Origin of the sequence: Bartonella sp. ML70XJBT.G (assembly GCF_028618575.1) — a bacterium.
Classification (GTDB): domain Bacteria; phylum Pseudomonadota; class Alphaproteobacteria; order Rhizobiales; family Rhizobiaceae; genus Bartonella.
Genome location: NZ_JAQITA010000016.1, coordinates 24644 through 45430 on the forward strand (window position 1 = coordinate 24644; position 20787 = coordinate 45430).

The 20787-nt window shown below is 38.3% G+C and carries 16 protein-coding genes; 9 read left to right on the forward strand and 7 right to left on the reverse strand.

Annotated features, from left to right (window positions below; translation table 11 throughout):
* Window positions 1-114: 114 nt before the first annotated feature.
* The 5 genes from PVV64_RS10560 to PVV64_RS07920 form a co-directional block, all read right to left on the reverse strand.
* Window positions 115-183: a 4Fe-4S dicluster domain-containing protein gene (locus PVV64_RS10560; protein ID WP_404978424.1), complete on the reverse strand. Its 69-nt coding sequence runs from the start codon at window positions 181-183 to the stop codon at window positions 115-117.
* 206 nt (window positions 184-389) lie between these two features.
* A complete protein-coding gene (locus PVV64_RS07905; RefSeq protein ID WP_273760508.1) occupies window positions 390-2051 on the reverse strand; it encodes an electron transfer flavoprotein-ubiquinone oxidoreductase in 1662 nt (553 codons plus the stop codon).
* Window positions 2048-2206, reverse strand: a complete 159-nt coding sequence (locus tag PVV64_RS07910) for a hypothetical protein (protein WP_273720955.1) — start codon at window positions 2204-2206, stop codon at window positions 2048-2050. The genes PVV64_RS07905 and PVV64_RS07910 overlap by 4 nt, the downstream gene beginning before the upstream one ends.
* Window positions 2207-2209: 3 nt before the next feature.
* Entirely contained in the window at window positions 2210-3130 is a 921-nt protein-coding gene (locus PVV64_RS07915; RefSeq protein WP_273756795.1) for an electron transfer flavoprotein subunit alpha/FixB family protein, read from the reverse strand.
* 52 nt (window positions 3131-3182) lie between these two features.
* Window positions 3183-3929, reverse strand: a complete 747-nt coding sequence (locus tag PVV64_RS07920; RefSeq protein ID WP_273760509.1) for an electron transfer flavoprotein subunit beta/FixA family protein — start codon at window positions 3927-3929, stop codon at window positions 3183-3185.
* Between the two features lie 528 nt (window positions 3930-4457).
* Between PVV64_RS07920 and PVV64_RS07925 the strand changes: the two genes are divergently transcribed.
* The 3 genes from PVV64_RS07925 (at window position 4458) to PVV64_RS07935 (ending at window position 7148) form a co-directional block, all read left to right on the forward strand.
* Window positions 4458-5267 carry a hypothetical protein gene (locus PVV64_RS07925; protein WP_273760510.1) on the forward strand — a complete coding sequence of 270 codons (810 nt, stop codon included), beginning with the start codon at window positions 4458-4460 and terminating at the stop codon, window positions 5265-5267.
* Window positions 5268-5415: 148 nt separating this feature from the next.
* Window positions 5416-6336, forward strand: coding sequence for a sulfite exporter TauE/SafE family protein (locus PVV64_RS07930; protein ID WP_273760511.1), 921 nt, complete (start codon window positions 5416-5418; stop codon window positions 6334-6336).
* A gap of 2 nt (window positions 6337-6338) precedes the next feature.
* Window positions 6339-7148: a TIGR02186 family protein gene (locus tag PVV64_RS07935; RefSeq protein WP_273760512.1), complete on the forward strand. Its 810-nt coding sequence runs from the start codon at window positions 6339-6341 to the stop codon at window positions 7146-7148.
* Window positions 7149-7168: 20 nt separating this feature from the next.
* Here PVV64_RS07935 and PVV64_RS07940 read toward each other — a convergent pair whose 3' ends face one another.
* Together PVV64_RS07940 and PVV64_RS07945 are read right to left on the reverse strand one after the other, a co-directional pair.
* Window positions 7169-7450 (reverse strand): DUF6460 domain-containing protein, encoded by a 282-nt coding sequence (locus PVV64_RS07940; RefSeq protein ID WP_273760513.1) that lies wholly within the window; start codon window positions 7448-7450, stop codon window positions 7169-7171.
* A 55-nt stretch (window positions 7451-7505) separates the two neighbouring features.
* A complete protein-coding gene (locus PVV64_RS07945; protein ID WP_273760514.1) occupies window positions 7506-7646 on the reverse strand; it encodes a hypothetical protein in 141 nt (46 codons plus the stop codon).
* 930 nt (window positions 7647-8576) lie between these two features.
* Between PVV64_RS07945 and PVV64_RS07950 the strand changes: the two genes are divergently transcribed.
* The 6 genes from PVV64_RS07950 to PVV64_RS07975 all read left to right on the forward strand — a co-directional run bounded on the left by PVV64_RS07950 (window position 8577) and on the right by PVV64_RS07975 (window position 20602).
* The gene (locus PVV64_RS07950) at window positions 8577-10208 is read left to right on the forward strand and encodes an ABC transporter substrate-binding protein (RefSeq protein WP_273760515.1); all 1632 of its coding nucleotides are present in this window, start codon (window positions 8577-8579) and stop codon (window positions 10206-10208) included.
* A 917-nt stretch (window positions 10209-11125) separates the two neighbouring features.
* On the forward strand, window positions 11126-12751 hold the full coding sequence (locus tag PVV64_RS07955; RefSeq protein WP_273760516.1) for an ABC transporter substrate-binding protein: 1626 nt from the start codon (window positions 11126-11128) through the stop codon (window positions 12749-12751).
* Between the two features lie 890 nt (window positions 12752-13641).
* Complete coding sequence (locus PVV64_RS07960) at window positions 13642-15273, forward strand: ABC transporter substrate-binding protein (RefSeq protein WP_273760517.1); 1632 nt, start codon at window positions 13642-13644, stop codon at window positions 15271-15273.
* Window positions 15274-15689: 416 nt separating this feature from the next.
* Window positions 15690-17120 carry an exodeoxyribonuclease VII large subunit gene (gene xseA / locus PVV64_RS07965; RefSeq protein ID WP_273760518.1) on the forward strand — a complete coding sequence of 477 codons (1431 nt, stop codon included), beginning with the start codon at window positions 15690-15692 and terminating at the stop codon, window positions 17118-17120.
* A complete protein-coding gene (locus PVV64_RS07970) occupies window positions 17098-17724 on the forward strand; it encodes a DNA-3-methyladenine glycosylase I (protein ID WP_273760519.1) in 627 nt (208 codons plus the stop codon). The genes xseA and PVV64_RS07970 overlap by 23 nt, the downstream gene beginning before the upstream one ends.
* Window positions 17725-18976: 1252 nt before the next feature.
* A complete protein-coding gene (locus tag PVV64_RS07975; protein WP_273760520.1) occupies window positions 18977-20602 on the forward strand; it encodes an ABC transporter substrate-binding protein in 1626 nt (541 codons plus the stop codon).
* Window positions 20603-20787 lie beyond the last annotated feature (185 nt).

Here is a 20787-nt window from a genome sequence, read left to right on the forward strand (position 1 = left end):
GGGTTTTTAAGAGAAAGCGCTTTTATTGACGAGATTTATAGATTTTCCTCTTAGGAGAATGAACAATGATTCCATAGTGAGATAAAGTGGTTCCTTATGACCTTGTGAATGGGACTAATTGCTATTTTGATTGGGATCTTTCATATCGCAGGTTTTGCAATGTATGCAGTTTGAAGCATTGATAACATAAGACTAGCAATCATTAAACTCTAGCTATTCGTAACAGCAGCAGGGCGATAGCGGCTAGAAGGTCCTCTATAGATTGCCTATTCGGAGTCTTTTTGTTTTTCTCATGAGGCTATTTTTAAATGGCAAGGCTGGTTTTCTTCATGGTGCGTATGAGAGAAACGTAATATTGGAAAGTTGGCTTTGAGAAGGATGAACAGTGATTACATATTGAGATAAAGTGGTCCTTCATTGCCTTGCGGACAGGTCCAATTGATATTTTGATTAGGATCTTTAATATCGCAGGTTTTGCAATGTATGCAGTTTGAAGCATTGATAACATAGGTGGGGGAATCATTATACTCTAGCCATTCGTAAACAGCAGCAGGGCAATAGCGGCTAGAAGGTCCTCCATAGACCGCATATTCGGAGTCTTTTTGTTTTTCTAATGAGGCTATTTTTAAATGGCAAGGCTGGTTTTCTTCATGGTGCGTATTCGAAAGTGCGATACTGGAGAGACGATCAAAGGTTACAACCCCATCTGGTTTTGGATAAGCAATGGGTTGAAAATTTGAGGCTGGCTCAAGACATGCATAATCTGCTTTTCCATGGGAGAGCGTTTTAAATAAGGAAAACCCAAACAGCTGTTGCCACCATATATCAAAGCCGGCAATTTTGATGCCATATTTTGTGCCGTATTTTGCCCAGAGTGGTTTGGCATTGCGTACTTTATAAAGATCTTTTCCAATGGGACTTTTGCGCCAATCTTCTTCGATTTCTTTGACTTCATCATGGGCGCGGCCTTGTGCGAGGGCTATCGCGATTTTATCGGCTGCTAATATGCCAGATAAGATGGCATTGTGTGATCCTTTGATGCGAGGGACATTGACAAAACCAGCAGCACAGCCAATAAGTGCTCCACCTAGAAAGGTCAGTTTGGGTACAGATTGCCAACCACCTTCGCTGATGACGCGTGCTCCATAGGAAAGGCGTTTTGCACTTTTGAAAATTTCATAGAGTTTGGGATGTGTTTTGAAACGTTGAAATTCTTCGAAGGGAGAGAGATAAGGATTTTTATAATCTAAGTGCACAACAAAACCGACAGAAATTAAATTGTTTTCTTGGTGGTAAAGAAAACCACCACCACCAGTGTCATTGTCTAAGGGCCAGCCGGAAAAATGCTGCACTAAACCAGGCTTATGTTTTTGGGGATCAACTTCCCAAAGCTCTTTGAGACCGAGACCAAACTTTTGTGGTTCACGGTTTTTACTCAGATCAAATTTCTGTATCAGTTGTTTTGCAAGGGAACCACGTGCCCCTTCTGCAATCAGAGTATATTTTGCTAATAAAGCCATACCAGGCATATAATTTTCCCCAGGAGTTCCGTCTTTATTCAGTCCCATATCCCCTGTAAGAACACCAATGATGGCTCCATTATCGTTCTCTATGGTTTGTGATACGGCAAAACCAGGATAGATTTCAACACCAAGCGTTTCGGCTTTCTTGCTTAGCCAACGGCAAACACTCCCAAGTGAAACAATGTAACACCCATCATTTGATAAGATTTTAGGGAGAAAAATATTGGGAAATAATGTAGCGTGTGTTGGCTTTAGAAAAAAAAACTGATCACTGGTAACAGGCGTTTTAAAGGGATGATCGTGTTCATTTCTCCATTCTGGTAAGAGCCTATCAATGCCGATGGGGTCAACAACTGCTCCAGAGAGAATATGTGCACCAACTTCTGTACCTTTTTCAACGATTGTCACAGAAAGTTCGGGGTTGATCTGTTTTAGACGAATTGCGGCAGAAAGTCCTGCTGGTCCTGCTCCAACAATCACTATGTCAAATTCCATACTTTCACGTTGATGATGCAAAGGCACATTCATGGCTTATAAAGCTTTCTTCCGTTTTGGCATAATTTGGTGAAGATTAGCTGCAGATATTGGGCAGTTTTTATGGAGAGAAGTTCTGCTTGTTCTGCTTCAACAATCACACTGTCAACTTCCATACTTTCACGTTGATGATGCAAAGGTACATTCATGGCTTATAAAGCTTTCTCCAACTCTGGAATAATTTGGTGAAGATCACCGACAAGGGCATAATCAGCAATTTGCATGATGGGAGCTTCTGCATCTTTATTAATGGCAACAATAATTTGCGCATCCATTATACCGGCTAAATGCTGGATTGCACCGGAAATGCCAACGGCTATATAGAGTTCAGGAGCAACGACTTTTCCGGTTTGTCCAATTTGCCAATCATTAGGAGCATAGCCAGCGTCAACTGCTGCGCGGCTAGCTCCTAAGGCCGCTTCTAGTTTATTTGCAAGGGGGAGAAGGAGTGCCATAAATTGTTCTTGTGAACCAAGTCCACGCCCACCTGATATAATAACACGTGCTGAGGTAAGATCAGGGCGGTCACTTTTATTGGTTTCTGCTTCTATAAAAGAAGAAAGGTTGGGATTGGGGGCTGGTATTATTGTCTTAATGGGAGCAGTGTTATTGTGGAAGGGGGTTGGTGGGAAAGAAGCTGTACGAACGGTTATAACCTTTTGATGATCATTGGTGCGTACAGTTTCAAGTGCATTTCCTGCATAAATGGGGCGTTTGAAGGTATCAGGTGCAAGAACCGCAATAATGTCTGAAATTTGCATAACATCAAGAAGAGCAGCCACACGCGGCATGACATTTTTGCCGGTGCTGGTAGAGGCAGCCATGATTACATCATAGTCCTTCGCATATTTGACAATGGTATTTGCTATAGGTTCAGCGAGTTGATGGGCTAAATAATCAGCTTCAGAAACAAGAATTTGCCGTACACCAGCAAGTTTAGCACTGTTTTCGGCTGTAACTTGGACCTTTGTTCCACAAACCAAAATATCAATATCATCGCTCATTGCGCGCGCGGCGGTGAGCGCTTTTGCGGTTTCCTCTGTATTTTGTTCGGCTAATAAAAGAATTGCCATAAGTTTTTGCCCTTTTATACAATGTGTTTTTTAATCTATTGGTTATAGACTATTAAATGCGATTTGTTTGTTTTAGTGCATTGACTAGCTCTGTTACGTTAGCCACTTTAATACCAGATTGGCGCGGTTTTGGCTCTTCAACGCTTAGGACTGTTAAGCGCGCTTGCGTATCTATGCCAAGCTCAGAAAGCATTTTTTTTTCAATGTTTTTCTTTTTTGCTTTCATGATATTGGGCAGCGAAGTATAACGCGGTTCGTTTAAGCGTAAATCAGCAGTCATGACCATGGGGAGGGGTAGGGAAAGAGTTTGCGTACCATCGTCTACCTCACGGATAACAGTTGCGTATCCATTTTCTAGGTTTAGGCTTGAGGTAAAAGTTGCTTGTCCCCAACCAAGAAGAGCTGCTAGCATTTGTCCAGTTTGATTGCTGTCATCATCAATAGCTTGTTTCCCCAAAAAGACCATATCTGGTTTCTCTTCATCAACAATGACCTTGAGAATCTTAGCAATTGCTAAGGGTTCAAGAGTTTGTTCTGTCGTTATAAGCAGTGCGCGGTCAGCGCCCATGGCAAGTCCTGTGCGTAAAGTTTCTTGTGCTGCTTCTGGTCCAATTGAAACAAGAACAATTTCTGAAATTTTTCCAGATTCTTTCTGCCGGATTGCTTCTTCTACAGCAATTTCGTCAAAAGGGTTCATAGACATCTTGACATGGGACAGATCAACGCCTGTACCATCGGGTTTGACGCGTATCTTGATGTTATAATCCACAACACGTTTGACAGCGACAATTATCTTCATAATAATCCTCTTCATTTGTATGAGCACGAGTTTATAGTAATAATGGTAAGAAACCAAATTATTTAGAACGAAATCTCCTTATATTTTTTCTCATTATAGACGCTTGCTTGAGTCGGCTTATGTCTTTTATCACTGTTGTTCATCTCTTTTTTATGCGTTTTCATAATTGCCCTCTTCATTTGAATAAAAAGTAAAAACAATGCGCATTTATTTCAAGAAAATGCCTTCATGATGGTTTTGAAACAGTTGTAAGAGAACTTAAAATAAAAGGAATACAGAAGAGTAAATGGTCTTAGAATAACAAAATGAAAATATCCTTTTTTCGTTCCGTATGGTGATTTATCATGGAAGAATATTTTGTCTGTTTAAATCGTGAGAACAGGAAAATCAAAGATACTCATTGAGATGTTTTTGTAAATTCTTAAAGCTCTATTTACTAAAATAGAACATACTGTCTTCTGATTTGTGCAATTCTGCAAAAAATGAATAAAGCGTAGCGTTTATAGACACAATGAGGGGTAGCGTATTTTGAATACGAAAAGTCAAACTATAAAGCAGGTTAAGCAAGACAGTCCTTCTTCGTTTGTTGTTGAGCAAAAAGAGAAGATGGACACGTCTGCTGAAGTAACAATGTCCGATATTGCAAAAAAATTACGCTCTGTTTATGCACAAATGCAAATAAAAAATGTTCCTCGTCCTGTAACAGCACAAAGTTTTGTGGAAGAGAGTTTAAAATCTTACTTGGATGATATTAGTCGGGCAATTTTGGCTGAGCACTATATTCGCCGCCAAAAAGAAAAAAAGCTTTTTGAGTATTTAGAGCAAATTAAAACACTTGTTCAGAGTTTGCAGAAAGAAAAGAATAGCGTAGAAGAAGCAATGGCGACACGGCGGATAGCGCGTTCAAAATCACTTGATTCTGTTGTGCAAAAGCTTGCTAATATGGCTGGAGAGGGGGACAAAGAACGCTCGTTGCTCCAAGAGACACCAAGCGGTTCAAAACAAAACAGTATAACTGCAAGCCAAACAAATTTTGAAAATGTGTTACAACAAGGGAATAAAAACGCTTTGCCAAATGACACTATAACTCCTTTTTCAAAAGAGGTTGAAGAGCTTGTAGGGCATTCTACCGGAGAAGAAAGGACCTCTGATGTTCAAGCATCGGATCTTTGTATTGAGGATGGTTGTACGCATTCCTTAAATCTGAACCTTCAGAAAACTTTCTTTTCTTCTCTTAAAAGTTTTTTTTGGTGTTTTTTAATCATTGCATTTATGACAGCGATAACGTTATGTTTTTATGGATTTTTAAAAGGAACTGTTTCTTTTCATTTTGATTAGGTCAAGTGCTATGAGATATGTTGCGCATTCGTGATTTTCTGAAGGTTTGTTGTAGCATTGAAAATTGTCCTTTTAAATATGCGATAAAAACGAGTGGAGAAGAGGCTTATTGGAGAGGAGCTCTCGAATTATCTTGAAGGTTTTGTAAGTGAGTATTTATTTACCAATTGCTGAAATGTCACTCAACATGCTGATCTTGATTGGTATGGGAGTCGTTGCTGGTTTTTTTTCAGGTCTTTTTGGCATTGGTGGTGGTTTTCTTATCACGCCTCTATTAATTTTTTATAATGTCCCTCCTGCTATTGCTGTTGGAACAGGTGCTAATCAGATGATTGCATCATCGGTGACGGGAGCAATTACACATTTTAGAAGACGTACTCTTGATATCAAACTTGGTATTCTTTTAGCAATTGGTGGGGGCGTTGGTTCTGTCATTGGGATTCAGATTTTTTCTGTTTTGAAAAAATTGGGACAATTAGATTTGATGATTTCACTTCTTTATGTGGTTCTTCTTGGCAGTATTGGAAGTTTGATGATTATTGAAAGCTGGCGCGATATGGTGCGTCGGCGTCAGGAACAAAAAATCCATGTTCGTCTTGCTGGTAGACATAATTGGATCCATCGATTGCCATTAAAAATGCGTTTTCGCACATCTATGATTTATGTGAGCATTATTCCAGTTTTAGCGATTGGTCTCATTGTTGGGTTGTTGTCTTCTATTATGGGAATTGGTGGCGGATTCTTTATGATACCGGCATTGATTTACCTTCTGCGCGTTCCAACCAGTGTGGTGATTGGAACGTCACTTTTTCAGATTACATTTGTATCTTCTTTTACCACAGTTTTGCAAAGTGTAACTAATCAGTCCGTTGATATCGTGTTAGCTTTTTTGTTGATGCTTGGCGGTAGTATTGGAGCGCAATATGGAACACGGGTTGGACGAAAGTTAAAAGCTGAACAGTTGCGTATGGCTCTTGCATTTTTGGTGTTGATTGTATGTATGCGTCTTGCATTTCAATTATTTATACGCCCTGATAATCTTTTCTCTCTGGATATTCTGATGAGATAAAAATGGGTAGATTCTTTTCTTTATGCATCATTACAGGTTGTTTTTGTGTTGTTTCTTTTTCTGCTTGGGCACATATTGGCGCAAAAGCTGCATTTATTGATCCCGTTGATCATGAAACTATCCAAGTTATTGTAACAACAAATAGGATTACAGTTGATGCACATTTCGATGGTCGTGATCTGTATATTGCTGGTGTTTTGGAAAATATCGATCCTTTATATTCTCGACAAAATCCTTATGATATTATTGTGAGCTTAGAGGGACCCGCTCGACCAATGGTGATGCGAGAAAAGAAACGTAATGCTGGTGTTTGGGTTAATGCAGATTCCCTTATTTTTAAAAATGTTCCTCTCTTTTATTCTATGGTCACAACGCGCGAGATTGATGATATTACAAGCGCTGAAGACTATAAACGTTTAGGGCTTGGATTATCCTCTTTATACCTGCCAACGGATGAACAAGATCAAAAGAAAATACAAATTTTTCGTGATGAGCTTATAAAATTACAAAAAGCCAAAAATCTTTATTATGAGGAAGAGGGCGGTGTTCATTTTGGTTCTGGTGCACTTTTTACAGCACATTTTCGTTTGCCAGCCAATACGCCTGTTGGACATTATCAGGTTCGTGCTTATCTTTTTCGTAATGGGCAATTTATTGACAGTACAACGACAACCCTTGAAATCGTTAAAGCACAAATCACTTATACAATTTTTCATGTAGCGCATAAGCATAGCTTGCTCTATGGTATGGTTGCTGTGATTGTGGCTATTAGTACAGGCTGTTTATGTCGCTTGATTTTCCGAAAAGATTAGCGAAGAAAAGATTCAGATCTTTATTTTTTGTCAAGGATGCGTAAAATGAGAAAAATAGGCACAACAATGATGGCTCCCATCATGGTTAGATGAGAAAGATTTGTAAGGGTTATAAAGCCTGTTTCCCAGAGAGTTTTAAAAAACTTTATTATTTTCTGTATGAGACTCTCAGGTGTCCAGCCAATGAAATTCATGATAATGCCAGCGAGGAAAGAAAGGATGAGCAATTTTAGAACAACACGCCCTAATCTCCCTCCAAGAAATCTATGAAGAGAATTGGCCCACTTTTGCTTTTTGTTCATTTTTTATACTTTCAAATATATTACTCTTTTGTTGCATAATATAATGGTGTTGTCATTACAAAGAAGAAATAACGTTTTTTTTATTATTTTTCCTTACTTCTCTTTCAAGTTTACCACCTTGTAAGACGGGTGTAACTTTTGTGCTGGTTTCTGAAACACGTTCGTGTTCTGTTGGCATTTTTCGAGATGTCTTCATAGTATTCCTTTCGTTCATTTCGTAGATATTCTTTAGTTTCTCATGAATTTATGGGAAAATGTCATAATGTTTCGACGTTTTGCATGAGGATGAAAAATTTTCAGTACGCCGAAGATTTCATAACAGTTCAATATGTTGTGTATAGAATGTCATTTCAAGACATCCTATTCCAAAGAGAGATTATTCATCTCGACAAGACTTATATATATAGGTATTGTATCTAAGTATTTCAATTTTTGTGAAAAAATAGTCATTTGTTTATTAGAAAGATCAGCGCAACAAAAAATGATATCCTAAGCGGAGAGAAATTCAGTGTTTTGAAAGGAGGGGGCTTTAGAGTGTATTGTTGAAGGAAAAGTTGATTATATGCAGGGGGGCAGCTGAATGATAGGTCACTTTGGTTTCATACTTTAAATTACATCGTTTTTTCTTAAAGGAAGATAAGGATTGAGAGTGTTCTTTTGTGGGATTGCATGGAAAAACTCCAATTTTTTCTTGAAGAAGGATGAAAGGAAATGCTGTTAGCACTCAGTTATTTAGGATTTTCAAGAAACTGATTTGTTATTGAAGCTTTTAAAGCGACAGAAGGTCGTAGGTTGGTGACTCTTTTTAGAAAATCGCAAGAAAAAGTTTGAAGAAAAAAACTTGTTTGATGCAGAAAATAAGAAATCTTTGTCTTATATACTATCGAATGATAGATGTGATGATATCAGCAACAAGAGTATCTTGTGGTGTTGCTCATTGCATAGGGGTGGTTGTTTTCTGGTGCATATTTTTCTTTAGCCCATTCGTATCAGGGAGGGGCACGAAATGGCTGTTATTGGAGGTTTTATATCTCTAAGGGGGTGTGTTTTCTCGGTCTGATTTTTTTATTTTTGCGCATTATTGTTGCATGGAAAATTTATACATCAATTTTAAAAGGAAAAATCTATGAGTTTGAAAAGAAAGATATTAAAGGGGAGCAGTTCTTTTATTTCTACTGTTCTTGCAGTGGGGATGTTTGTGCAACAAGTGTCAGCAAAGACACCTGCTGATACTCTCGTGATGGCTTTGAATATTGATTCAATTGAGACCTTTGATCCTGCACAGATCAATGAACGTTATGGAAATGAAATTGTTGCTAATATTTGTGATAATTTAATCGATTCAGCTACAGATGATTCCGCTAAAATAGTTCCTGCTTTGGCCAAGAGTTGGGATGTTTCAAATGATGGCGGGGGTACGGTCATTACTTTTCATTTGCGTGATGATTTGAAGTTTAATGATGGTCGGCCTGCTGGTGCTCATGATCTGGTTTGGGGCATGAAGCGGGTTGTTAAATTAAAATTGTCTGCAGCGGCAACATTTAATGAATATGGTATTACAGAACAAAATATTGATTCTACTCTTCAAGCCCCTGATGAAAAAACGGTGGTGATGAAATTTGATAAACCTTATCCAGCAGAGATTATTCTTGGTCATATTCTTACTGTTCGCATTGCTGCTCTTCTTGATCGTGAGACAATTATGAAACACGAACAAGATGGTGATATGGGAAATCGCTATTTGGCAAGCCATGCTGCTTGTGTTGGCCCTTATCAGTTAGAGAGTTGGCGTTCTGGGGAAGCGATTTTGTTACGTGCCAGTTCCCATTATTGGGGAGAGGCACCTAAATTGAAGAAGATTCTCATTCGTCATATTGGTGAGCCTGGAACACAGCGTTTATTGTTGGAAAAACACGATATTGATGTGGCACGTAATTTAATGCCAGAGGATGTAGCAGATATCCAAGCAACAACAGATATTAAGATTGAGAAAAGATTGACTCCATCCGTGATTATGTGGGGATTTAACACGACAAATCCTATTTTTGCCAATGAAAAAGTGCGTTTGGCAATGCGCTATCTTATTGATTATGAAACACTTGGAAAGACTCTTCTTAAAGATGTTGGTATTCCACGGGCTAGCTTTATTCCCATTGGTAATCTTGGTGCTTTGGATGAAAAAGAAGGGCAACCTTTTAAACTTGACCTTCAAAAAGCCAAGCAGCTTTTGACAGAGGCAGGTTATCCGGATGGTTTTGAGGCCAATATTTATGCCGGAAAATCTCCTTATCCTTTTGCTTTGCCCATTGCTCAGTCTATTCAGGACAATGCAAAAAAGATAGGCGTGCACTTTAAGATTGAAAATTTTGTAGGGACGCAGTTGTTTTCAAAACTTTATGCACGTGGCTTTGATACAATTTTTATGGGATGGAATAACGATTCTGCAGATCCTTATACGATGGCTTCACGTCTTGTTTACAATCCTGATAATCGATTTGAGGCTAAGAACACAGGCTATGTTAGTTGGTGTCATGGGTATTTGGATGAAGAGATGAATAAAAAGGTGAGGGATGCATTGTTTCAGAAAGATCCACAGAAACGGGCGCAGATGTATGCTGATTTGCAGCGTGATTTTATGCAAAAAGGTCCCTATGCTTTTATCTATCAAACATATAACATTGTCGCTATGACACCTGATGTGAAAAAATGGGTTTGGAATAGTGCGCCACGTATTTTTTATAGTGCTATTGAAAAATAAGCGTGTCTTAGAATATTGTGAACTTTAAAAATGTGATCATGATAGCTTCGACGTTTTGCGTTTGGTTGAAAACCTCTGCAATATGTCGAAGTTTATCGGTAGAGAAGTGATATACTAGCGAGAGAAAGGGATTTTAAGGTACTCCATGGCATAAAGAGATTATTCATCTCGACAAATCAAACGCACATAGGTATTATAATTGAATATTTCAATCTTATTTGAAAAAATAATTATTTGTTGATGGCAAGAGAAACGTAACCAAACAGGCACAATAAGCGGTGCAAAATTTGGTGTTTTTGAAAGAGTGGGGGGTTAGAATGTGTTGTCGAAGAAAAATTTGATTGTATGCAGGGGCGTGGGGGAATGTCAGGTCACTGTGGGTTTCATGCTTAAAATTATACCCTCTTTCCTTAAAAGAAGATAAGGTGCTGAGACTGTTTTTTGGGGGGATTTATAGAAAATCTTAGATTTCCCTTAATGAAAGAGAGAAGGAAGCGCTATAAGCACTCAGTTATTTAGAATTTGTAGAATAGCAATTTGTTATTGAGGTTTTTTAAATCAACTGAAGATGGCGCGGTGGTGACTCTTTTCAGAAAAAAGCAGGAAGACGTTTGAAAAAGAAAGCCTGTTTGATGAAGTAAACAAGAAATCTTTGCTTGATATACTTTGAATTACAGATGTTGTGATATCAGTAATAGATCTTGTTACTTGTGGTGTTACTCATCGCATAGGGGTGATTTTTTTCCATTGTATATTTTGTTTTAGCCTGTCTGTGTTCAGGAGGGGTTGAGTGGTTACCGCTGTTGAGAGTTTTGATGCTTTTTCTCTAGGGGGGTATTCCAAAAACTGATCTTTTTATTTTTGCGTGTTGTTATCGCATGGGACGTTTGTACAATAAATTTTAAAAGGAAAAGGCTATGAATAGAAAAAGAAAAATATTGAAAGGCAGCACTTCTTTTGTTTCTGCTGTTCTTGCATTGGGGATGTTCGTACAACACGTTTCAGCAAAAACACCTGTCGATACCCTCGTGATGGCTTGGAATATTGATGGTATCAGTACGTTTGATCCTGCGCAGATCAACAACGTTTATGGAACTGAAATAGTTCTCAATGTTTGTGACAATTTGGTTGATACTGTTAGAGATGATCCAACAAAAGTCATTTCTTCTTTGGCAACACACTGGGATGTTTCAGGCGGTGATCAGAGTACAGTGCTTACTTTTCATTTGCATGATGGTTTGAAGTTTAATGATGGTCGGCCTGCGAGTGCTCGTGATCTTGTTTGGAGTATGAAGCGGATTATTAAGTTGAAGATGGCTAGAACAGAGCTTTTTCATGAATATGGTATTACAGAACAGAACATGGATTCTGCTCTTCAAGCACCAGATGAGAAAACAGTGGTGATGAAATTTGATAAGCCTTATCCTGTAGAACTTCTCCTTAATAATTTTATTGCGAGTTACGCTACTGCGTTGCTTGATCGTGAGACACTTATGAAACATGAAAAAAATGGTGATATGGGAAATCGCTATTTGGCTAGCCATGCTGCCTGTGTTGGTCCTTATCGATTGGCGAGCTGGCGTCCTGGAGAAGCAATTTTATTGCGTGCAAGTTCCCATTATTGGGGGAAAGCACCTAAATTAAAAAAGATTCTCATTCGCCATGTTGCGGAGTCTGGAACACAACGTTTATTGTTGCAAAAAGGCGATATCGATGTTGCTCGTGACTTGAGACCTGAGGATCTCGCAGATCTCCAAGCAACAACAGATATTAAGGTGGAAAGAGTGTTGGAGCCTACCATGATGATGTGGGGATTTAACACGACAAATCCTATTTTTGCCAATGAAAAAGTGCGTTTGGCAATGCGTTATCTTATTGATTATGAGGCTCTTGGCAAGACTCTTCTCAAAGGTGTTGGTGTTCCACGGGCAAGCTTTATTCCTCTTGGTAATTTTGGTGCTTTGGATGAAAAAGAAGGGCGGCCCTTTAAACTTGATCTTAAAAAAGCCAAACAGCTCTTAACAGAGGCAGGTTATTCAAAAGGCTTTAACGTTAATTTTTTAGTGGGGAGCGCTTATTATGCTTTGCCCATTGCTCAGTCTATTCAAGACAATGCAAAAAAGGTAGGTGTGCATCTTAAAATTGAACGTTTGGCAAACGCACAGTTGTTTTCAAAACTTTCTGCGCGTGCTTTTGATACGATTTTTGTCGGATGGAATAATGACTCTGCGGATCCTCATTCCATGGCTTCACGCCTTGTTTACAATCCCGATAATCGGTTTGAGGCAAAAAATACAGCCCACCTTAGTTGGTGTCATGGCTATTTGGATAAGGCTATGAATAAAAAGGTAGAGGCAGCATTATTTCAAAAAGATCCACAGAAACGGGCACAAATTTATGCTGATTTGCAGCGTGAACTTATGCAAAAAGGTCCGTATGCTTTTATCTTTCAGAAATATAATGTTGTAGCTATGACACCTCATATTAAACAATGGGTATGGAATAGTACACCACGTATTTTTTATAATGCCATTGAAAAATAAGTGTGTATTAGAAGGCTATAAATTCTAAAAGTGTTATCTTGATAACTTCGGCGTTTTTTCTATGGTTGAAAAATCTTATAAGATACCGAAGCTCATCGTAGCCAAACAATATGCTCCGGAGAGAATGGGGTTTCAAGATATCCTCTTTCAAAGTGAGATTATTCATCTCGACAAAACATATATATATAGTTATTATGGTTAACTGTTTCAATATTTTTGCAAAAATAATTATTTGTTGATTGAAAAAACAAGTGCAACAAAAACAGACACAATAATTGGTGCAGAATTTGGTGTTTTTGAAAGAGCGGGGGGTCTTGAAATGTGTTGTTGAAGAGAAATTTGATTGTATGCAGGAATGTGAGTGAATATTAGGACACTGTGGGGTTCATACGTTAGATTGTGCGATCTTTCCTTAACAGAAGATAAGATGCTGAAAGTGTTCTTTGCTGTGTTTCATAGAAAAACTCAAATTTTCTCCTGAAGAAGGAGGGAGAGGGTTATGGTTTGCAAATTTTTCTCTAGGGCTATTCAATGATTCTTGAGGTTCTTGAACCGAGGGGAAGATGATGACTCTTTTTAGAAAATGGTAAGAATAAGTTTGAGGAAGAAGGTTTGTTTGATGAAACGAACAAGGATCTTTCCCTGATATGTCCTGAATTATTCGTGTTTTGACGTACTAGTAAGATGCTTATCGTTTATGATGTTACTCATTTTATTTATCGAGACGTTTTCCTTTGCATATTTTCATTTCGCTTATCCGTGTTAGGGGGAGCGAAGGGTTGTGGGGTTTTATATTCTAAGGGGGTGTGTTTTCTCAGTCTGATCTTCTTATTTTTGCGCATTATTGTTGCATGGAGAATTTATACAATAAGTTTTAAAAGGAAAAATTGATGAGTTTGAAAAGAAAGATATTAAAGGGGAGCAGTTCTTTTATTTCTGCTGTTCTTGCCGTGGGGATGTTTGCACAACAAGTGTCAGCAAATACGCCTGCTGATACCCTCGTGATGGCTTGGGACCTTGATGCAATTAGTAATTTTGATCCTGCGCAACTCAATGATCGCTATGGAGCTGAAATTGTTGTTAATGTTTGCGACAATTTGGTGGATACTGCAAAAGACGATGGGACTAAAGTTGTTCCTTCTTTGGCTAAGAGTTGGGATGTTTCAAGTGATGACCAGAGTACGGTCATTACTTTTCATTTGCGTGATGATTTGAAGTTTAATGATGGTCGGACTGCTGGTGCTCATGATCTGGTTTGGGGCATGAGGCGGGTTGTCAAATTGAAGCTGTCTAACGCGGCAACCTTTAATGAATATGGTATCACAGAAAAAAATGTTGATGAAGCTTTTCAAGCACCCGATGAAAAAACAGTGGTCATGAAATTTGATAAACCTTATCCAGCAGAGCTTATTTTGAGCAATATTTCTACTCATCGCACTGTTGCTTTACTTGATCGTGAGACACTGATGAAACACGAACAAGATGGTGATATGGGAAATCGCTATTTAGCAAGCCATGCTGCTTGTGTTGGCCCTTATCAGTTAGAGAGTTGGCGTCCTGGAGAAGGGATTTTGTTACGTGCCAGTTCCCATTATTGGGGAGAGGCGCCTAAATTGAAGAAGATTCTCATTCGTCATATTGCCGAGCCTGGAACACAACGTTTATTGTTGGAAAAACACGATATCGATGTGGCACGTAATTTAACGCCAGAGGATATAGCAGATCTTCAAGCAACAACAGATATTAAGGCTGAAAAAGTGTTGGCTCCATCCATGATCATATGGGGATTTAACACGACAAATCCTATTTTTGCCAATGAAAAAGTACGTTTGGCAATGCGCTATCTTATTGATTATGAAACTCTTGGAAAAACTCTTCTTAAAGATGTTGGTATTCCACGGGCTAGCTTTATTCCTCTTGGTAATTTTGGTGCTTTGGATGAAAAAGAAGGGCAACCTTTTAAACTTAACCTTCAAAAAGCCAAGCAGCTTTTGACAGAGGCAGGTTATCCGGATGGTTTTGAGGCCAATATTTATGCCGGAAAATCTCCTTATCCTTTTGCTTTGCCCATTGCTCAGTCTATTCAGGACAATGCAAAAAAGATAGGCGTGCACTTTAAGATTGAACATTTTATTGGTACGCAATTATTTTCAAAACTTTATGCACGTGGCTTTGATACAATTTTTATAGGATGGAATAATTCGTCGTCGGATCCTCATACGATGGCTTCGCGTCTTATTTTAAACCCTGATAATGGATTTGAGGCTAAAAATACAGGCTATCCTAGTTGGTGTCATGGGTATTTGGATGAAGAGATGAATAAAAAGGTGAGGGATGCATTGTTTCAGAAAGATCCACAGAAACGGGCGCAGATGTATGCTGATTTGCAGCGTGATTTTATGCAAAAAGGTCCCTATGCGTTTATCTATCAGACATATAACATTGTCGCTATGACACCTGATGTAAAAAAATGGGTTTGGAATGGTGCACCACGTATTTTTTATAGTGCCATTGAAAAATAAGCGTGTCTTAGAACATTGTGAACTCTAAGAGCGTGATCATGATCACTTCGGCGTTTTTTCTATGGTTGAAAAACCTGACAAGATGCCGAAGTTCATGGCTAGTGAATAAATATCCCATGTATAAAATGTGTTTTTAAGATCTGCTCTTTGATGAGAGAGGTTATCATAAAAGAACTGTTGGTGTGGATGTTAAGATTGAATATTTTAACTTCTGTTGATAGAATTTTCTGGATTGAACAATGTTCCGCAGACTCTTACGTTTTCAACTTTATTTACAATCCGGATCATCGGTTTGAGGTTAAAAATACAAGCTGTTCTGGTTGGTGTTATGCGTATTTGGATGAAGCTATCAATCAAAAGTTTAAAAATGTATTATTGCAAATAGATTCACAAGAACGGGTGTAAAGAATTTAAAAATGGTAAGTTTGTTTGGTGAAAAAGTAGGTGCAACGAATGTAGTAGAATTTACTGTTTCTGAAATAGCAGGGGCTTTAAAGCGCGTTGTTGAAGAAAAGTTTGGTTATGTGCGGGTGCGTGGGGAAATATCAGGTTATCGTGGTCCTCATGCTTCTGGTCATGCTTACTTTGCTTTAAAGGATGATAAGGCACGGTTGGAGGCTGTTATTTGGCGTGGGTTTATGGAAAAGCTCAAATTTCCTCCTGAAGAGGGGATGGAAGTGATTGCTGTTGGCAAACTGACAACTTACCCAGGATCATCAAAGTACCAAATTGTTATTGAAGCACTTGAACCAACTGGAGTTGGCGCTTTGATGGCACTTTTAGAAAATCGTAAAAAAAAGCTTGCAGAGGAAGGTTTATTTGATGAAGCCAAAAAAAAACCTTTGCCTTATATGCCTCGAATTATAGGCGTTGTGACATCGCCAACTGGCGCTGTTATTCGCGATATTATTCATCGTATATCAGATCGTTTTCCCTTGCATATTTTGGTTTGGCCTGTTCGTGTTCAGGGAGAAACCTGTGGGCGTGAAGTGGCTGCTGGCGTTGAGGGTTTTAATGCACTGCCTGTAGGAGGTTCTCTTCCAAAGCCTGATGTTATTATTGTGGCGCGAGGAGGAGGAAGCTTGGAAGATTTATGGGGGTTTAATGATGAAGCTGTTGTGCGTGCTGTTTATGCCTCTGACTTACCTGTTATCTCTGCGGTTGGGCATGAGACAGATTGGACTTTAATTGATTATGTTGCTGATTGGCGTGCTCCGACCCCTACAGGGGCAGCAGAAAAGGCTGTTCCCGTCAAGCTTGATCTCGAAGCCTATGTGGCATCGCTTGGTGCACGTTTACGTACGGGACTCACACGTTATCTTGATTTTCATCAACAAAAATTGCGTGCTCTTATCCGTGGACTTCCCACGGTTGATCAACTTTTTGCTCTACCACGACGTGGTTTTGATGAAATTTCCAGCCGGTTACAGCGTGCTCTTTGTGTGAGTTATGATAAAAAGCGTTTTTCTTTCCATGCACTTTCTCTTCGTCTTGCACCGCGTTTGTTGAATACTGAAAAAGCACAACGCAATACCAAGGAATATGTGATGCGTCTTCAGCGTGCTTTTGTGCACAAGGTGGAAAAACAACGTGCTCAGATAGAAGTTGCTTTTAGGCTTTTAAAAAGCACTTCGTATCAGAATATTTTAGAGCGTGGTTTTGTTTTGGCTTTGGGGAAAGAGAATAAACCCATTAAACGATTGGTGCAGTTTCCTGAAACAGGTCAAGTCAATTTACGTTTTTTTGATGGTGATGTCAGTGTTGTCACCGAGGAATCTGCTTTGAATAAACGTTCAAAACACAAACAGATAAAGCAACAAGGCGATGATCAAGGAACACTCTTTTGATATGGTCAATCAGGTGCTCGAGGAAGGACTTCGCAGGGGAGCGGATGGAAAAATTCGTTGTTCATGGGCAGGAGATGATCCGCTTTACTGTGCTTATCATGATCATGAATGGGGAAGTCCTGTTTTTGAAGATCGCCGTTTGTTTGAAAAAATTTGTCTTGAAGGTTTTCAAGCAGGGCTTTCTTGGCTTACCATTTTAAAAAAACGTTCTTTTTTTCAAGAGGCATTTGATTACTTTGACTTCGAAAAAATCAGTCATTATGATGAAGAAAAAGTGCAAATATTGATGCAGAATAAAGGTATTGTTCGTCATCAAGGAAAAATTCGCTCAGTGCTTAATAACGCATTGAGGGCACAGGAAATTATCACAGAGTGGGGAAGTTTATCTCACTATTTTTGGTCTTTTCAACCACCACAATCAGAGCGTTATGAAAAGATCAATTTTCAAACATTGTTAGCAAATCCTATAACACCTGCGTCTCTTCGTCTTTCTCAAGACTTGAAAAAACGTGGCTGGACATTTGTTGGACCAACGATTTGTTATGCTTTTATGCAGTCGGTAGGCATTGTTAATGATCATCTTGAAGGGTGCTTTTGTCGATAAATTAGTAAAAATCTTTTGCATAAGAAGATGTGTCTAAAAAAATAACAAAAGAGTATGGAATGGTTTTGAGATCGTTTCATGTATTTGTTGTTGTTGGATTATCGCTTTTTAGCGTAGTGGATGCTGTGATGCTGCTTTTAGCAGAGGAAGCGATGTATTTTTAAAAGGTAAAAAACTTATCTGATCATTTTTAAAGAATATTTTTTAAGTTTTGTGTTTTTAAAGTATTATAAGAACAGTTTTTATTATCTGTTTTAATATATATTTTTCTTTTTTATTTATTTCTTTAGTGTTAGTGATGAAAAGATTATTTTTTATTTCTCTCTATAGAGAAATATTATTGTGTTGTTTTGTTCTTTGAAGTTTAAAGCAAGCTATTTGCTCTATTTTTATTGAATAGAGAATGATGCGTTTATTATATAGTATTTGATTATCAAATACTTGTGTTACGTTTTATTATCTGATAGCTTCGTTTTTAAGAGAATAATTTGGCTGCGTGTAAGCTCCATCTTTTGGGGCAGATACCTCTGTTCAGATAGATTTGTGTTCACTTCATTGCTTCGTTAAATCTCTAGCATATGTCGTTGGGAATGTGAATGAGAATAGCGTATTGTTTCGTTTTTGTTTTTGCTCTTGAAAAAGAGTATTTTATGATGTGTTCTTTTATTGGCTACTGTATTTTGGAGAGGTAAGACTTAGAAAAACGAGTATTTCTCATTGCAATTTTATTTCTGTCGATTTTTGATATTGTTGATAAAAGATTTTCTTTTTACGCTTAATTTTCAGAAGATACAGCAATTGTTAAAGAAATCATGGAGTTTTTGCAGAAATGTTTTCTTTTGTTTTACTGCTTGTTCGTGCGTGGTATATTATAACACAGTAAGGATGTGCGTACATCTTGAAACTGAGTTCTGAGGGGATACGATTATTTTAAAAATTTGCACATTATCCTTATCCTTTTTAGTACAGTTTATGAGGAGGGTGGTTCATCAATATCTGTGAGACAATTTTCTCCAAGGTCTAGATTTTGGTGAGAGATATAGGGAGCAATTACAGGGTATAGTGGGGCAGATGTCATAATGATTGGGGACGGATATTTCGTGTATTTTTATTGAGTTTAAGTGAGTGAATTGAAAAGTAAATGCCTTTGTAGAGAAGGCGAATATGCGTTTATTTAATCTTTAGTTTTACAAATCTGCCATGTTATTTCAGAATAATAAATTGATACAATAAACTTTAAAAGGAAAAGGCTATGAATAGAAAAAGAAAAATATTGAAAGGCAGCACTTCTTTTGTTTCTGCTGTTCTTGCATTGGGGATGTTCGTGCAACAAGTTTCAGCAAAAACACCTGTCGATACCCTCGTAATGGGTTGGAATATTGATGGAATCAATACATTTGATCCTGCGCAGCTTAATGATGTTTATGCAAATGAAATTGTTCTCAATGTTTGTGATAATTTGGTGAGTACTGCTACAGATGATCCAGCAAAAATCGTTCCCTCTTTAGCAACACACTGGGATGTTTCAGGCGGTGATCAGAGTACAGTGCTTACTTTTCATTTGCGTGATGGTTTAAAATTTCATGATGGTCGATCTGCGAATGCTCATGATCTTGTTTGGGGCATGAAGCGAATTGTCAAATTGAAGATGGCAAATGCGGCGATATTTAATGAATATGGTATTACAGAACAAAATGTTGATTCTGCTCTTCAAGCACCCGATGAGAAAACGGTGGTGATGAAATTTGATAAGCCTTATCCAGCAGAGCTTATTCTTAATAATATTGTTGCGAGTCGTGCTACGGCCTTGCTTGATCGTGAGACCATTATGAAGCATGAAAAAAATAGTGATATGGGAAATCGCTATTTGGCCAGTCATGCTGCTTGTGTTGGTCCTTATCGATTGGCGAGCTGGCGTCCTGGAGAAGCAATTTTATTGCGTGCAAGTTCCCATTATTGGGGGGAAGCACCTAAGTTAAAAAAGATACTCATTCGCCATGTTGCAGAGACTGGAACACAACGCTTATTGTTACAAAAACATGATATCGATGTTGCTCGTGATTTGAGACCTGAGGATCTTGCAGATCTCCAAGCAACAACAGATATTAAGGTGAAAAGCGTTTTGGAGCCTTCCATGATGTATTGGGGTTTTAATACGACAAATCCTATTTTTGCCAATGAAAAAGTACGTTTGGCGATGCGCTATCTTATTGATTATGAGGCTCTTGAAAAGAGCATTCTCAAAGGTGTCGGTGTTCCACGGGCAAGCTTTATTCCTCTTGGTAATTTTGGGGCCTTGGATGAAAAAGAAGGGCAGCCCTTTAAACTTGATCTTCAAAAAGCCAAACAGCTCTTAACAGAGGCAGGTTATTCGAAAGGCTTTGAGGTTAATTTTTTAATAGGAAGCTCTCATTATGCTTTGCCCATTGCTCAGTCTATTCAAGACAATGCGGCAAAGGTAGGCGTGCATCTTAAAATTGAACGTTTAGCAGGTACGCAGGTGTTTTCAAAACTTTCTGCACGTAGCTTTGATACGATTTTTGTCGGATGGAATAATGACTCTGCGGATCCTCATTCAATGGCTTCACGCCTTGTTTACAATCCCGATAATCAGTTTGAGGCGAAAAATACAGCCTATCCAAGTTGGCAGCATGGCTATTTGGATGAGGCTATGAATAAGAAGGTGATGGAAGCATTATTTCAAAAAGATCCACAGAAACGGGCGCAAATTTATGCTGATTTGCAGCGTGAACTTATGCAAAAAGGACCTTATGCTTTTATCTTTCAGAAATATAGTGTTGTAGCTATGACACCTCGTATAAAAAAATGGGTTTGGAATAGTGCTCCGCGTATTTTTTATAGTGCAATTGAAAAATAAATGCGTATTTAATAATACTGAAAAATATAAAAAGAACGTGGTCATCATGTAAATGATGAAAATATCCTCCGCAGATGCTTATCTTAACGTTAAGGTATGAAATTGCGGGGGGCTTTTGTATAATACAATTAAGGTATAGTTTAGAGGGGGGTAATGTTGATCCGTATGAAAAGTAAGGGCTTTTG

What these genes read in the sequence shown, in the direction of transcription:
- PVV64_RS07920 (WP_273760509.1), bottom strand. Translation starts at nt 3,929, where the DNA reads ATGAAGATAATTGTCGCTGTCAAACGTGTTGTGGATTATAACATCAAG.
- PVV64_RS07960 (WP_273760517.1), top strand. Translation starts at nt 13,642, where the DNA reads ATGAGTTTGAAAAGAAAGATATTAAAGGGGAGCAGTTCTTTTATTTCT.
- xseA (WP_273760518.1), top strand. Translation starts at nt 15,690, where the DNA reads ATGGTAAGTTTGTTTGGTGAAAAAGTAGGTGCAACGAATGTAGTAGAA.
- PVV64_RS07915 (WP_273756795.1), bottom strand. Translation starts at nt 3,130, where the DNA reads ATGGCAATTCTTTTATTAGCCGAACAAAATACAGAGGAAACCGCAAAA.
- PVV64_RS07975 (WP_273760520.1), top strand. Translation starts at nt 18,977, where the DNA reads ATGAATAGAAAAAGAAAAATATTGAAAGGCAGCACTTCTTTTGTTTCT.
- PVV64_RS07970 (WP_273760519.1), top strand. Translation starts at nt 17,098, where the DNA reads ATGATCAAGGAACACTCTTTTGATATGGTCAATCAGGTGCTCGAGGAA.
- PVV64_RS07945 (WP_273760514.1), bottom strand. Translation starts at nt 7,646, where the DNA reads ATGAAGACATCTCGAAAAATGCCAACAGAACACGAACGTGTTTCAGAA.
- PVV64_RS07935 (WP_273760512.1), top strand. Translation starts at nt 6,339, where the DNA reads ATGGGTAGATTCTTTTCTTTATGCATCATTACAGGTTGTTTTTGTGTT.
- PVV64_RS07940 (WP_273760513.1), bottom strand. Translation starts at nt 7,450, where the DNA reads ATGAACAAAAAGCAAAAGTGGGCCAATTCTCTTCATAGATTTCTTGGA.
- PVV64_RS07910 (WP_273720955.1), bottom strand. Translation starts at nt 2,206, where the DNA reads ATGAATGTACCTTTGCATCATCAACGTGAAAGTATGGAAGTTGACAGT.
- PVV64_RS07905 (WP_273760508.1), bottom strand. Translation starts at nt 2,051, where the DNA reads ATGAATGTGCCTTTGCATCATCAACGTGAAAGTATGGAATTTGACATA.
- PVV64_RS07950 (WP_273760515.1), top strand. Translation starts at nt 8,577, where the DNA reads ATGAGTTTGAAAAGAAAGATATTAAAGGGGAGCAGTTCTTTTATTTCT.
- PVV64_RS07955 (WP_273760516.1), top strand. Translation starts at nt 11,126, where the DNA reads ATGAATAGAAAAAGAAAAATATTGAAAGGCAGCACTTCTTTTGTTTCT.